Source organism: Streptomyces sp. NPDC039430, from assembly GCF_055639435.1.
On record NZ_JBVKAK010000005.1, the window covers coordinates 115,538 to 129,713 of the forward strand.

At 72.2% G+C, this 14,176-nt stretch carries 12 protein-coding genes; 9 read left to right on the plus strand and 3 right to left on the minus strand.

Features of this window, described 5'->3' with window-relative positions; translation table 11 throughout:
* The first annotated feature begins 33 nt into the window (after nt 1-33).
* Entirely contained in the window at nt 34-1,551 is a 1,518-nt protein-coding gene (locus tag ACZ7LS_RS14870) for an extracellular catalytic domain type 1 short-chain-length polyhydroxyalkanoate depolymerase (RefSeq protein ID WP_382524123.1), read from the plus strand.
* Nucleotides 1,552-1,648: 97 nt separating this feature from the next.
* Here the strand turns inward: ACZ7LS_RS14870 and ACZ7LS_RS14875 are convergent, their stop codons facing one another.
* On the minus strand, nt 1,649-1,810 hold the full coding sequence (locus ACZ7LS_RS14875) for a hypothetical protein (RefSeq protein ID WP_382878255.1): 162 nt from the start codon (nt 1,808-1,810) through the stop codon (nt 1,649-1,651).
* 172 nt (nt 1,811-1,982) lie between these two features.
* Between ACZ7LS_RS14875 and ACZ7LS_RS14880 the strand changes: the two genes are divergently transcribed.
* A complete protein-coding gene (locus ACZ7LS_RS14880; RefSeq protein ID WP_385131113.1) occupies nt 1,983-2,153 on the plus strand; it encodes a hypothetical protein in 171 nt (56 codons plus the stop codon).
* Nucleotides 2,154-2,327: 174 nt separating this feature from the next.
* Here the strand turns inward: ACZ7LS_RS14880 and ACZ7LS_RS14885 are convergent, their stop codons facing one another.
* On the minus strand, nt 2,328-3,533 hold the full coding sequence (locus ACZ7LS_RS14885; protein ID WP_471064696.1) for a helix-turn-helix domain-containing protein: 1,206 nt from the start codon (nt 3,531-3,533) through the stop codon (nt 2,328-2,330).
* A 280-nt stretch (nt 3,534-3,813) separates the two neighbouring features.
* Between ACZ7LS_RS14885 and ACZ7LS_RS14890 the strand changes: the two genes are divergently transcribed.
* Nucleotides 3,814-5,055: a cytochrome P450 family protein gene (locus ACZ7LS_RS14890; protein ID WP_385131119.1), complete on the plus strand. Its 1,242-nt coding sequence runs from the start codon at nt 3,814-3,816 to the stop codon at nt 5,053-5,055.
* Between the two features lie 138 nt (nt 5,056-5,193).
* Here the strand turns inward: ACZ7LS_RS14890 and ACZ7LS_RS14895 are convergent, their stop codons facing one another.
* Entirely contained in the window at nt 5,194-5,970 is a 777-nt protein-coding gene (locus ACZ7LS_RS14895; protein WP_382524135.1) for an SDR family oxidoreductase, read from the minus strand.
* A gap of 407 nt (nt 5,971-6,377) precedes the next feature.
* Here ACZ7LS_RS14895 and ACZ7LS_RS14900 point away from each other — a divergent pair, with 407 nt between their 5' ends.
* The 6 genes from ACZ7LS_RS14900 (at nt 6,378) to ACZ7LS_RS14925 (ending at nt 14,087) form a co-directional block, all read left to right on the plus strand.
* The gene (locus tag ACZ7LS_RS14900; RefSeq protein WP_385131122.1) at nt 6,378-7,286 is read left to right on the plus strand and encodes a helix-turn-helix transcriptional regulator; all 909 of its coding nucleotides are present in this window, start codon (nt 6,378-6,380) and stop codon (nt 7,284-7,286) included.
* Between the two features lie 110 nt (nt 7,287-7,396).
* Nucleotides 7,397-8,998: an alpha/beta hydrolase gene (locus ACZ7LS_RS14905; protein WP_385131125.1), complete on the plus strand. Its 1,602-nt coding sequence runs from the start codon at nt 7,397-7,399 to the stop codon at nt 8,996-8,998.
* A 140-nt stretch (nt 8,999-9,138) separates the two neighbouring features.
* Complete coding sequence (locus ACZ7LS_RS14910; protein ID WP_385131128.1) at nt 9,139-11,544, plus strand: Tox-REase-5 domain-containing protein; 2,406 nt, start codon at nt 9,139-9,141, stop codon at nt 11,542-11,544.
* A 77-nt stretch (nt 11,545-11,621) separates the two neighbouring features.
* A complete protein-coding gene (locus ACZ7LS_RS14915; protein ID WP_385131131.1) occupies nt 11,622-12,482 on the plus strand; it encodes a hypothetical protein in 861 nt (286 codons plus the stop codon).
* A complete protein-coding gene (locus ACZ7LS_RS14920; RefSeq protein WP_382669108.1) occupies nt 12,479-13,018 on the plus strand; it encodes a hypothetical protein in 540 nt (179 codons plus the stop codon). The genes ACZ7LS_RS14915 and ACZ7LS_RS14920 overlap by 4 nt, the downstream gene beginning before the upstream one ends.
* A 202-nt stretch (nt 13,019-13,220) precedes the next feature.
* Nucleotides 13,221-14,087: an NAD-dependent epimerase/dehydratase family protein gene (locus ACZ7LS_RS14925; protein ID WP_385131134.1), complete on the plus strand. Its 867-nt coding sequence runs from the start codon at nt 13,221-13,223 to the stop codon at nt 14,085-14,087.
* The last annotated feature ends 89 nt before the right edge of the window (nt 14,088-14,176 follow it).

Sequence of the window (14,176 nt, forward strand, 5' to 3'; positions counted from 1 at the left end):
CGGAGCCCGGCGCGACGGCTGACCACGGCGGGGATGCTGCTCGCCCTGCTGGTCGCCCTGCTCGGCGCGGGCGGCCCCGGGTTCGTCCCCGAGGCGCGGGCCGCGACACTCACCGAAGTGACCGGCTTCGGTACGAACCCCGGCAATCTGCGGATGTTCCGCTACGTCCCGGACGGCCTGCCCGCGGGACGGCCCCTCGTCGTGGCGATGCACGGCTGCACGCAGTCGGCGGCGGCGTACGACGCGGAGACCGGCTGGACGAAGTGGGCGGACCAGTGGGGCTTCGCGCTGCTGCTGCCCCAGCAGCAGTCGGGCAACAACCTCAACTCCTGCTTCAACTGGTTCGAATCCGGTGACATCCGGCGGGGCGCGGGCGAGGCGCTGTCGGTCAAGCAGATGACCGACCGGATGAAGAGCGACCTCGGCAGTGACTCCGCCCGGGTCTACGCGACGGGGCTGTCGGCAGGGGCCGCGATGACCAACGTCATGCTGGCCTCCTACCCGGACGTCTTCGCCGCCGGAGCGCCGGTGGCCGGGCTGCCGTACGCGTGCGCGACGAGCGTGCTCGCCGCGTACACCTGCATGAACCCGGGAACGAACCTGTCGCCGTCGGCCTGGGCCGACAAGGTGCGTGCCGCGTACCCCGGTTACGGCGGACCCTGGCCCACGGTCTCCGTCTGGCAGGGGACGACGGACGCGACGGTCGTCCCGGCCAATCTGACGGAGACGGTGGAGCAGTGGACGGCCGTCCACGGTACGGACGCGACGGCCGACGCCACCGGCACCGTGGCCGGTTATCCACACGCTGTGTACCGCGACGGCGCGGGGCGGGATGTGGTGGAGACCTACTCGCTGACCGGCATGGGACACGGCCAGCCGGTCGACCCGGGCACCGGACCTGAGCAGTGCGGCACCGCGGGCGCGTACATCCTCGACGTCGGGCTGTGCGCCTCGTACCGGATCGGCCTGTTCTGGGACCTGGACGGCGCCGGATCCCCCGGACCCGGCCCCGGACCGGATCCCGAACCCGGCCCGGGGAGCGCCGTACTGCCGAGCCTGGCCGCGGACGACGGCTACGTGAAGGCGTCCGCGACCGGGGCCGGCCCGGCCGTCGGCACGCTGGAGGGAAGCCTCGGGGTCGCGGTCGGCCGGGGTACGGACGGGCTGCACAACCGGGCCCTGTTCTCGTTCGACACCTCGTCCCTCCCGGACGGCGCGCGCGTGAAGCGGGCGTACGTGACGGTGACGCGCGCGAGCGGCGCGGGCGACCTCTGGGCGGCGGGCAACCGGCTGGTCGTCGACATCAGGACCGGCTGCTTCGGGGCGACCTGCGCGACGGCCCCCGACGACTGGTCGGCCCCGGCCTCGACCGCCGAGGCGGCGGAGATCGGCGCCTTCACCTCGGGCACGAAGAGCTCCACCGCCTTCACCGCGGTCAACCCGGCCGGCATCACCCAGGCCCGCCTCCGCCTCGCCTCGGCGCCCGCCGGCACGGCGTATGTGTTCCTGAAGCCCGGGGCGGGGGCGACGCTGACGGTGGAGTGGGAGTAGCGGCGGGAGCAACCGGGCGGTGCGAGGGGCCCCGAGCCCCTCGCCCTGCCTGCGCCGACAGGGATCGAGAGGGGGCCGCCGACGTGCAGGCGCACGTTCACGGCGGGTCCGTGTCGCGCTCGTCGTCGTCCTGGCAGCCGCACGAGCAGGGTCGTGCGAGGTCGTCGTTGGTGATGGGCTCCCCGTGCCAGAGCAGCGTGATGCCGTGCTCGTGGCAGTACGCGCTCGTCTCGTCTTCCTCGGGGAAATCGTGGGTCATGAGACGCCCTCCTTGGATCTCGTGTGCGGGATCCCGTGTGCGCGGACGAGCGCTCCGTGTCGACGGCCCATCGGTCGTCCTCGCCGAGGCAGGTGGCCGTGTAGCCGCCGGCCGTGGCGTCCTTGCGCTGATACTCGGGGCAGGCGTCGGTGCGGGTGAGACGCTGCCAGGTGTGGACGAGGAGGACCTCACGGCGGTCCGCGTACGGCGCCATCGCGCCGCACAGACCGTCGAACTGTGGTCGGTGCTCATCGGTCAGTGCGATATCGCCGAGGTCGAGCCAGATGCCCGCGATCTCCCAGCCGTGCAGCGCGGCCCAGTTCCGGCATCCATCGAGGCGTAAGCCGAGGGGTGCGTGGTGCTTGGTGGCGTGCCGGTCGTAGACGAGGACGAGCGGTGGGGGTGCGGTGGCCATGGTCGGCTCCATGTGACGGCGAGTCAGGCTCTCGTCACATCGTCCCGACCAGGGAGGCGCGTAGTGTTCCCTTCTCGGGAACACTCGGCGGGGTGCGCTGTGCTATATGCCCACCCACGCGGCCATCGATGACAGCGAGTCGGAGGCACGGCGCTGGCGCCGGACGAGTGTGCCGATGGTCTCGCGCATCAGCGGGTGATACCTGGCCTGTTGCGGGGCTACCTTGCGTGCCGTTCGCAGCGCCTGGTGTGCCGCGTCTGTGCGGCCCATCTGCGCGTAGGCCCGACCCATCTCCATGTAGTAGCGGCCCATGCGCATCTTTGGATGGCCCGCCGGGAAGTGGAGCGTCTTGGCTTCTTTCATGGCGTCGCCGAGTTTGCCCAGTTCGACCCGTGACGCGACCTCGTAGTGCTTCACGTTGGTCTTGCCGAATGACGTCCAGTACGCCTTGGGGACATCATGGCCGATCTCGTCCGCGACTCGGTTGGCCAGTTCCAGGTGGCCCATGACGCTGTCCTCGTTCTTGGCCTGCGAAGCCGCGATGGCGGCGGCCAGATGGAGGCTTCCGGAGACAGCGAGCGCGTTCACCGACCGCCTGTCATCGGCTTGCTCGACCAAGCCGTGGCCGCGCTCGATGATCCGCAGGGACATGCGGTTGTCGCCTCGGCGGAGGAGCATGCTGGACCGCTTGGCCAGGCGGACCGCGAGGAGCAGCGGGTCCTGTGCCTGCTCGGCCATCCATCCCATGCGTTCCAGCGCGATCGAGGCAAGGTGCTGATACCCGAGCCGGTAAGCGAATTCGTAGCTCACCCAGTAGGCCCATGCCAGGGATTCGCTCGCGCGCCGCCGTTCCTCGCCGGTAGGCAGCAGAGCTATGGCCGTGGTCAGTTCGCCGACCAGCCCTGGCAGTTTGGTGCCGACATCCTTGTACTCCGTGGCGCAGGCTCCCGCGCACAGCGCGTCAACGTCTGCCTTGATCCTGGCCATGGGCCTTGGCGTGATGGCGGGGTCGGGCCCGAGGTCGTACAGGTCCAGAGCCTCGGACAACGGGCTGATCAGCTGGTCCAGATGATCCTGTCGCATCTCTGAGATGTACGGCTGGCCGTAGAGGACCGCTACTTCGACGTGGAGCGCTCGGGCGAACGCGGCGACTACGGTCGGCGTGGCCGGCGAGAGACCGGCCTCGACCTTGGCCAGGGTGCCGCGCGACAGGAACGCCCGCTGGGCGAGGGCCGTTTGAGTCATCTGGCGGAGCTTCCGATAGTCCGCGATCCGCGTGCCGGTGTGCTCTTCATTGCCCTGCGGCATGCTGAACTCCGTTCTGACCTGGACACCCAGAACGGTACGCCCGGTCGGCTCCCGGCCGCACGCCTCGACTCCATGGAGCCGGGGCGTTCCGCGTGCTCGCGCGCGCACCGGGCCGACCGCCGCCACTGCGATGGTCACGGTGGCGAGTACCGGTCGGGCCGCCCAGAGCCACGGTCGTCGCGGACCATCCCGGGGTCAAAGCGTGGACCTGTCCCCGGTTCTTGGTAGGCTCGGCGGGAGAGGAAACGGGGAGCTATCCCCGATTATCCAGGGAGTCACCATGCGCGCAGACCACCTCACCGAACTCACCTCCGCCGCCCCGGACTTCTTCGCCGACCCCTACCCCGCCTATCAGGCGCTCCGCGCCGAAGGCCACGTCCGCCGCATACGGATGCCCGGGGGCGAGGCGGTCTGGCTGGTCCTCGGGTACGACGCCGTCCGCGCCGCGCTCGGGGACGCGCGGCTGCGCAACGACATCCGGCATTCGGCGGAGTTCGACAGCGACGGCGGTTACGCGATCGGCCGCAACATGCTCCAGGTCGACCCGCCCGACCACACCCGGCTCCGCTCCCTCGTCTCACGGCAGTTCACCACTCGCCGCATCGCCGGGCTGGAACCGCGCGTCCGGCATATCGCCGCCGAGCTTCTCGACGCCATGGCCCCGGCCGGCGGCGGCGACCTCGTCGACGCGTACGCGTTCCCGCTGCCGATCACCGTCATCTGCGAACTCCTCGGCGTCCCGGCCGCCGACCGCGACGCGTTCCACCGCTGGTCGAGCGCGATCGTCGCCGTCACCGACGCCGAGGCGGCGATGGCCGGCGCGACCGCGATGACCGAATACCTCACCGGGCTCATCGAGGAGAAGCGTCACCTCGCCCCAGGCGAGGACGCCGACCTCCTGCACGCCCTCGTCCGTACGCACGACTCGGGTGGTGGGGACGACGGCGACGGTGGTGACGGCGCTGATGGCGGCGACCAGCTCGCGCCCGACGAACTCCTCGGCATGGCCTTCCTGCTGCTCGTCGCCGGACATGAGACGACCGTCAACCTCATCTCCAGCGCCGTCCATCTGCTGCTCCGTCACCCGGACCAACTGGCCGCCCTACGCGCCGATCCCGGGCTGCTGGAGGGCGCCATCGAGGAGACGCTGCGCTACGAGCCGTCGGGGCAGATCGCCGCGTACCGCTACACCGCAGAGCCCATGACGCTGGCCGGTACGCGGATACCGCGAGGCGAGCGCGTCGTGCTCTCCCTCGCCGCCGCCAACCGCGACCCGGCGCGCTTCGCGGACCCCGAGCGCTTCGACATCCGCCGTGACCCCGTCGCGAACCGCGCCCAGCTCGCCTTCAGCCACGGCATCCACCACTGCCTCGGCGCGCCGCTCGCCCGGCTCGAAGCCTCCATCGCGCTGCCGGCGCTGCTGGAGCGCTTCCCGGACCTCGCACTCGCCGACGCGTCCGCCGCCCCCGAGTGGCGGCCGAGCCTGCTGCGCGGGCTGCGTACGCTCCCCGTGCGCTGGTGATCGTCCGCGGTGTCCGGGGCGGCGGGGGTGTCGAGGGTGTCCCGGGCGTCGGGGGTGTGCGGGGTGTCCGCGCCGTCCGCTGAGGCCGCCGGGTGTCCGCCGGTGCGGTCCGCCGGTGCGGTGGTCCCGGTCGGCCGGTCAGCTGGTCTGGCCGGTGGGCATGATGGTGACCTGCTGGAGGTTGGCCCGGGGCGGGAGCGTCGCGATGAAACCGATGGTCTGCGCGATGTCCTGCGGGGTGAGCCACTCCATGGCCTCCTTGGAGCCCTCCAGCCAGTTCAAAGCGCCGTCGTCGGTGACGTGATCCTGCAGCTCGGTCCCGACGATGCCGGGCTCGATGGCGGAGACGCGGACGTTTTTCGGGCCGAGTTCGACGCGCAGGTGCCGGGACAGGTGGGTGACGTACGCCTTGGTGCCGGAGTAGACGGCGAAGTTGGGGAAGATGTTCTGCGCCGCGATGGAGGCGGTGTTGATCAGGTCGGCCACCCCGCGTTCGCCGGCCGACTTCACCAGCTGGGGGACGAACGCGCCGATGACGTTCATCAGACCGCTGATGTTGAGGTCGATCTGCTGGCGCCATTGGTCGGTGCGCCGTTCCTCGATCGGGGCGGGGAGCATCACGCCGGCGTTGTTGAACAGCAGGTCGGCGCCGCCCAGCTCGGCGTCGACCCGGTCGGCGGCCGCCTGGACCGCGGCGGGGTCGGTCACGTCGGCGGCGATCGCCACCGCCGTGCCGCCGTCCTTGTCGATCCGGGCGACGAGGTCGTCCAAGCGCTCGGCGCGGCGCGCCAGGACCGCGACGGTGGCGCCCAGGGCGGCGAGGTGCTCGGCGGAGGCCTCGCCGATGCCGCTGGAGGCGCCGGTGATGACCGCGACGCGGCCGGTCAGGGGCTTGGCGGAGGTTGCGGTGGACATGAGGCACACCTTCCAGGAGTAAACGGAAAGGAACAGGATCAAACGGGGCGGAGCGGCCGGAGACCGAGGAGACCGGCGGACCGGCCGGACCGGAGACCGGCGGACCGGAGACCGGAAGACCGGGGCCGCGAGGTCGGGGGCCGGTAGGCCCGGGGCCGCGAGGTCGGGGGCCGGTAGGCCCGGGGCCGCGAGGTCGGGGACCGGAAGACCCGGGGCCCGAGAGGTCCAGGACCGGAAGACCCGGGGGCCGGAAAGCCGGAGACCGAAGGCCAAGGGCTGCCCGCTCCTCTTCCAGGACACCACCGCACCGGCCATCCGGCAGCCCGGTAGCGGGCCCTGCGAAGGCAGGTACCGGCAGGACCACCCACAGCCGCCTGCTGGCCCCGCCGACTCGTCACACTGGGTTCATGGACCGAAGCCGCGAGATCGCCGACTTCCTGCGCGGCCGGCGCGCCCGGGTCACCCCCGCCCAGGCCGGGCTGCCCAGCGACCCCCGTGGGCGGCGCGTGCCGGGTCTGCGCCGCGAGGAGGCCGCCCGCCTGGCCGGCGTGAGCACCGAGTACTACACCCGCCTGGAGCAGGGCCGTGCCACCCACCCCTCTCCCGAGGTCGTCGAGGCGCTCTGCGAGGCCCTCCGGCTCGACGCGTCGGAACGTGAACACCTCACGGACCTCCTCGCCCGCCCCACGGCCGCCCGGCATACCCCCGCACGCCCGCAGCGGGTCCGGCCCGGCCTCCACCTGATGCTCCGGACCCTGGAGCACGTGCCCGCCTTCGTGCTCGGCCGGCGTACCGATGTCCTGGCCGCGAACCGGCTGGCCCGCGCGGTCCTCACCGACTTCGACGCCCTGCCGGTCCGGCAGCGCAACCTCGCCCGCTACTTCCTTCTGGACCCGGTGGCCCGCGAGCGCACCGGAGACTGGGAGCGCATCGCCGCGGAAACCGTCGCGACCCTCCGCCTCGAAGCCGGCCGCTATCCGCACGACCGTCAGCTCGCCGATCTCGTCGGCGAACTCACCTTGCACGCACCGGAGTTCACCGCCTGGTGGAACGACCACCGGGTGCTGCGCCGTACGCACGGCAGCAAGCACTACCGCCATCCCCTGGTCGGGGACCTCCACTTCGCCTACGAATCGCTGCAGCCTCCCGGTGACGGCGACCAGACCCTGTGCGTCTACAACGTCGAACCGGGTTCACCCACTGAGCAGTCCCTCCAGCTCCTCAGCAGTTGGACCGCCACACAGGCCGAGCCGGCGCCGCATCAGCCGCCCCCGCACCAGCCGGCGCCCGGTAGCAGGGGCGTGCCGGACAGCTGACCCGTTGCGGGGCGTGTGTGTGGCCATACGGTCCGTCCGGGGGCTACCCCCAGCAGTGTTGTCATGCCTGCCGCATGGGCAGCGCGCCCCGGCTCAACAACCCTTGTGTCATGATGACTTACTCCCGCAGAGCCCTGGTTCTCGCCCTCTCGGCCGCAAGTGTCGCCGCGACCCTGACCGCCGTGGTCACGCCGCAGGCCGCCCATGCCGGAGCCGGGGCCGTACCCGCTCTCGACTGGCGCCCTTGCGCCGAACAGGCCAGGACCCTCGAACCCGCCGCCGGTTCCGCCGCCGCTTCCTCTGCTGCCTCCGCCCTGTCCGCGCCCGCGCCCGCGTCCGCGCCCGCGTCCGCGCCCGCTCAGGAGTGCGCCCAGCTGCCCGTACCGCTCGACTACCAAGACCCGTACGGCCCTCAGCTCACCCTCGCCGTGTCCCGCCTCCGCAGCGAGCGGCCCGAGGCGCGGCGCGGGACGCTGCTGTTCATCCCCGGCGGGCTCGGCGGGTCCGGGGTGCGGCAGCTCGCGCAGAAGGGGGCCGCGCTGCGGAAGGCGATGGCCGGCGCGTACGACCTCGTCAGCTTCGACCCCCGCGGGGTGGGCGGCAGTACGACCGCGAGCTGCGGCCTCGACGCGGCGGACCGGGACCTGGTGAACCTCCGACCCTGGCCGGGGCCGGGCGGCGATATCACCGAGAGCGTCACCCGGTCCCGCCGTATCGCCGACGCCTGTGCCCGTAACGGCGGACCCGTGCTGCGCAGCCTCACCACGGCGAACGAGGCGCGCGACATCGACCGTTTCCGACAGGCGCTGGGCGAGGAGAAGCTGTCCGCCTGGGGTGTCTCGTACGGGACGTACGTCGGGGCCGTGTACGCGCAGAAGTACCCGCGGCACACGGACCGTTGGGTGCTGGACAGCAGCGGCGACCCGGACCCGGCCCGGGTCGCGCGGGGCTGGGCGGCGAACATGGCGGTGGGCGCCGACGACCGGTTCCCCGACTTCGCGGCCTGGGCGGCGGATCCGGCCCGCGAGGAAGAAGACCCGGGGCTCCGGCTGGCCGAACGGGCTCAGGACGTACGGCCGTTGTTCCTCGCGCTCGCGGCGAGGCTGGACCGCGAACCGAAGGAGTCGACCACGCCGGGCACCCCGCTGACCGGCAACCGACTGCGGCAGGCGCTCCAGAACGCCCTCTACAGCGACGCCTCCTTTCCCCAGCTGGCGCGGATCATCCGGGCGGCGATGGACCCGGCCGGAAAGCCGGTCCTGCCCGCCGACCTGGCGCAGCCGCTGCGGGACGAGGACGCGGCGGTGACGGCCGCGGTCATCTGCAACGACGTGCGCTGGCCGGGTTCCGGCCCCGCGTACGAGCGCGCCGTGGCCACCAACCGCGTCCGGCACCCGCTCACGGCCGGGATGCCGGCGAACGCCTTCGCCTGCTCCTTCTGGAAGGACGCGCCGGCGGAGAAGCCCACCCGGATCACCGCCGAGGGCCCGTCCAACATCCTGATGATCCAGAACCTCCGTGACCCGTCGACCCCGTACTCCGGCGCCCTGAAGATGCGCGAGGCCCTCGGCGACCGCGCCAGGCTCGTGACGGTCGACCACGGCGGGCACAGCGTCTACCTGGGCAACGGCAACGCCTGCGGCGACCGTACGGTCACCGAGTACCTCACCACGGGTCGTCGCCCGGCGCGGGACACGTACTGCGCGGACTGAGCGGATACGCGGATACGCGGGGGGAAAACATGGGAACCGCCCGCGAGCTTTTGGACTCACGGCCCCATGACGGTGAGTACGCCCTGCCGTAAAGTGAGTGCCTTTCATCGCGCTTATGGGCAACGCCGGTTGGGGGACGCGTGTCTGGGTTCGGTGGCGTGCCCGCGTACGGGGGACCGGCTTCGGCGCCCGGCGGGGGACGGCGGGAGTTGCCGCGGTCGCTCGGTGCGGCGCGGTCGCTCGTGTATGTCCTCCTCGGGGCCACGGTGCTGGGCGGGCTCGGGCTCTTCGGGTCTGCCCTCGCCGTCGACGCGCTGGGCGGGGAACTCCTCGGCCTCGCGCTGTACGCCGCCGCGCCCGGGGTCGTGGGCTGGCTGCTCGCACGGCGTGTCAGGAGCGGCGGCGTCAGGGTGTGGGGCGGTCTCGTCGCCGTACAGCTGTGGCTGATCCTCGGCGGGCTGACCAACATCGGTGACGGGTCGGGGCACGGCTTCACCCAGTTGCTGCTGCCGGTGCTGATCCTGTGGTTCCTCACGCGGCCGGAGAGCCGCGAGTGGTTCCGGCTGCCGGATCGGGAACGGGATCAACAGCGGCCGGACAGGCCCACGTTCTCGCTTTCCCGCTTGATCACCTGGCGGCGCGACCGGGGGCAGTCGGCCCTGGAGTACGCGGGGCTCATCACGCTCGTCGCGGCGATCATCCTGACGCTGGTGCTCAGCGGCATCAGCGGGCGCATCGTGGGTGGCCTCCAGTCCGCCGTCTGCTCCATCACCGGGACGGCGTGTCCGTCGCCCGGTGACGCCGCCGGCGCCGGTGAAAGCGTCGACGCCGCCACGGGCGGTCCGGGGAGTACGGGCGGTGCGACCGGCGGCACCGGCGAAGGTACTGACGGCTCCGGCGGCAGCGGCGACGGCTCGACCGGTGGATCCACCGGCGGGTCCACCGGCGGGTCCACCGGCGGGTCCTGGTACCCCGCGACCGACGGGCCCGGCCGCTCGGGTGACACCTACCCCGAGACCGGCGTCGAGCCCGAGGCCGAGTACGACGTCCCCGCCATCGCCAAGGACCCCGACACCACCGACCCCGACGCCACCGACGCGAGCGGAGGAGACGGCGGCGAGGAGGAGGACTGCGGCGGCTGGGGCTTCTTCGGCTGCGCCTGGGACCGCGGTACCCAGGTCGTCAAGGGCGTCTTCGTCGACGGCGTCTGGGGCGACCTCACCGGCATCGGCGACCTCTTCAAAGCCGAAACTTGGTCCGGCATGGCCGACTACGGCCGTCAGCTGGGTGATCAGTGGCTCCAGGACTCCGCGGACGCCACCGACAAGTGGAACGACGGTGACTACCTCGGCGCGCTGGGCGACTGGGGCGGCGCCTCGCTCAACACCGGATTGACGGTCGGCGACGACATCTTCGTCGGTGACGAGGTGCGCGAGCGCTGGAACAACGGAGAGAAGACACGCGCCGTCACGGACGTCATCTGGAACGTCGGTTCCCTCTTCATCCCCGGTTACGACGTGGCGAAGGTCGTCGGCAAGGTCGGCAAACTGGGCAAGCTGGGCAAGATCGCCGAGGACGTGGCCAAGGCCGCCTCGGACGCGGGCGACGCGGCCCGCCGTGCCCGTAAGGCCGCGGAGGCGGGGGACGTCGAGGGCGCCCGTAAGGCGGCGAAGGAGGCCGACGAGGCGGCGGACGCGGCCGAGGAGCAGGCACGGAAAACCGGCTGTGTCATCGCCTCGGGACGTTGGTCCCCAGGGCCGCCGTACGGGTTCGACGGAGTGGGGCCGCCGTACGGGTTCGACGGAGTGGCCGGATCGGGCACCGGGGTGCTCGCCTGGAGCGGCCCGCACCGCGTGATCCTCGCCGAAGCCGGCTGCGACGAGGAGGCCAAGGCCAAGGCGAAAGAGGCCCGCGAGCAGGAACGGTCCGCCCATCTGGCCCAGAAGCGTGCCGAGGAGCCCGAGCGCGCGGCCAAGGCCGAGCTGGAGAAGAAGAAGTGGCCCGAGCCCGCGCACGGGGACACGTCCGACCCGCGCAACTACAACCCGCCGGACTGGGCCGGGAATCTGAAGTCCCCGGAGCTCGGCTCGGCCGACAAGGGCGACGGCTTCTGGGCGAGCCGTGACCGTAACCCCAAGCCCAACTGGAAGAACGAGTCCTGGCTGCGCTACCAGGAGCAGATCACCGGCACCGCACGCGGGAAGGAATACGTCGTCCCCCACCCCAAGGAGGGCAAGCCGGCGGTGGAGTACGACGGTTGGGACTCCGGCAGGCAGACCTTCCTGGAGGCCAAGAACGGCTACGACAGCTACCTCTCCAAAACCGACAAGGGCACGCTCACCGAGTCCGGCAAGCAGAAGTTCCTGACCGAGGCGCGGGGACAGGTCGAGGCGTCCGGCGGCCGGCCCGTCGAGTGGCACTTCTCGGATCCGGATGTCGCCAAGGCCGCCCGCAAGGCGTTCCGGGAGGAAGGGCTGCCGATCAAGGTCGTCCACACGGGACAGAAGCCGGCCGGCGGGCCCAGAAAACCCGAGGCGTTCGGCTAGCTTGGCCGGGCGAGACCGGGTGTGACCGGGCGGGTGGCCGGACCGGCGAACGAGAAGCGAGCTGCGGAGGGCAGGACATGCGACGTGTGGTGCGGGGCTTCTGGGGGCCCCGGGAGGAGTCGGCGGAGGCGCTGGCCGGACGGTGGAAGCTGACCCTGGACCGGCTCGCCGGACTGCTCACGGTCGTGGGCTCCGACTCCGCCCTTGGCTCCGGCGCCGCTGGCTCCCGTCCTTCTGGCTTCCGCGACCCTGGCTCCGACTCCGACTCCGGCTCCGGCTCTGTCTCCGGCTCCGGCGCGGACGCACCGCTGACGTCCCCGTGGACGTGGCGTAACGTCACCGCCTCCGGGCCCGTCACCGAACTCCGGCCGGACGAGGCGTCGCTGCTCGCGGCCCTGCGCGCGGCGCAGGCGGCCGACGGCTGGTCGGACCGTACCGGCTGCGCGCTGCGCCTCGTCGTCGAGGGCGGGCCGGGCTGGAAGATCGAGGTCAGCGGCCTGGCGGGTGGCACGCCCGAGTTCCTGCTCCAGTCGATGGTGATCGGTGTCAGCTCCCCGGACGAGGCCGGCACCCCCGAGCCCGGGATCCCCGAAGCCGAGTTCCCTGACGCCGAACTCCTCTGCATCGTGGCGGAGTTGTGGGAGCCCGACTTCGGCGGCGTCACCGATGACGACGTGCTCGACGCCCTGGAGGACGACGCCGGCTTCGCCCCCGACGAGCCTTCGGTCGGCTGGATCGGCTATCTCTCCCCGGGGCGCGCCGCCCTGCTGCCCGAGGACCTGGCGGCGGTGGCCCGTACGGACGTGCGCGGCGGAGGCGCGCTGCTCGTCCTCGCGGCGCGCGGCGACACCGAGGACGTGCTCCGCGCCAACCTGTGGCTGCGCGAAGCCGGGGCGCTGCGACCGCTGCCCCGCCCCATGGACCGGGCCGCACTGTGACCGCACGGGCCGGGGAGGCGTTCGAGACGGGCCGTGCCGTGTCCGACGTCGAGGCACTGCTCGTCGCGCCCGTACCGACCGCCGGGCCGACGCCCGACGCGACGGAGGTCGAGGGGGATCCGGCCACGGGCGAGTGGACCGCGACCAGCGGGGCCGGGTTTCGGATCGTTCCGCTCTGGGAGAGCGGGGACCTCGTCGGGGTGTACGGGCCCGGGTGGGACGAGGCGGAGGAGGCGGCCGAAGAGCATCTGGCGTGCCTCGTCGCGGAATTGGACCGGCGGTGGGGCGCTCATCGACGGGTGTCCATGCGGGTGCCGCTGTTCCGGAAGCAGGCGGGCGCGCCCATGCCCGCGCTGTTCCAGGCGCTGTGCGACGCGGACTGCTTCGGCGATCTGACCGTATGGGGACCGCTCTCGGCCGGCCGCCGGTGGATCGCGGTCTCCGTCAACCAGAGCGACGGAGACGCACCGATGATCATGACGGCCGCCGTCAGCGACCGGCCGGTCACGGAGCTGGACGATCAGTCGGTCACGTGATCGGTCACCGGTCGGTCAGCCGATCACCCGACCCCCGATCACTCGCTTGGCCGAACCCGCCGGAACCCCCTGACCTGGTCTGATACCCGACGGGCATGACAGGCGGCGGACCAGGTCTTGGACCGTCGGTCCCCTTCGCGAGCAGAGTCGGTAGTGCCGAGTTCACCACCGAGGAAGTTCACCACCCAGGAAGGGAACGATCATGAAGGTCTTCGTGACGGGAGGTTCCGGCTACATCGGCCGGGCGACCATCGAGGCGCTGGTCCGGCGGGGAAACGAGGTCGCGGCGCTCGTCCGCAGTGATGCTTCCGAGCGGGTCGTGACCGGTCTGGGCGCGAGCCCGGTCCGTGGCGCGCTGACCGACGTGTCCGTACTCCGTGAGGCGGCGCGTGCCGCCGACGGTGTCCTGCACCTGGGCCAGCACGCCGGGGCGGACTCCGCCGAGGTCGACCGCGCCGCGGCCGAGGCGATGCAGGACGGCGCGGGGCCCCGTCCGTACGTGCACACCGGTGGCGTGTGGGTGTACGGCGACACCGCCGGGACCGTCGACGAGGACGCGCCGCTGAGCCCGCCGAGGCTGACGGCGTGGCGCGTGGACAACGAGAAGCGCGTCCTCGCGCGGGCGGCCACGGGCGAGCGGCCCGTGGTGGTGATGCCGGGGCTGGTGTACGGCCGGTCGGGCGGGCTGATCGAGATGTTCTACGCGGCTCCCGGGCGGGAGAAGGGCGCTGTCCCGTGTGTGGGGGACGGGTCCAACCACTGGTCGCTGGTGCATGTCGAGGACCTGGCCGAGCTGTACGTGCTGGCGCTGGCGGCCCCCGCCGGATCCATCTACGCGGGCGTCAGCGACCAGTGGCCCACGGCGCTTCAGGTCTCCGAGGCGGTCAGCCGGGCTATCGGGCGGCCGGGAGCGGTCCGGCATCTGAGCATCGACGAGGCGACGGAGGAGATGGGGCCGGTCGCCGAGGCCTTCGCGCTGGACCAGCGGCTCACGGGCGCCCGCGCGCGCCGGGAGCTGGGCTGGAAGCCCGTACGGCTGGACGCGCTGACGGAGCTGGCCAACTCCTGACGGAACGGGGCGTGGGCCGGACCACCGCCCGGAGCGCCGGACCGCCGCCCGGACTACCGCCTGCGGCCGGACTAACGCCCGCGGCCCGG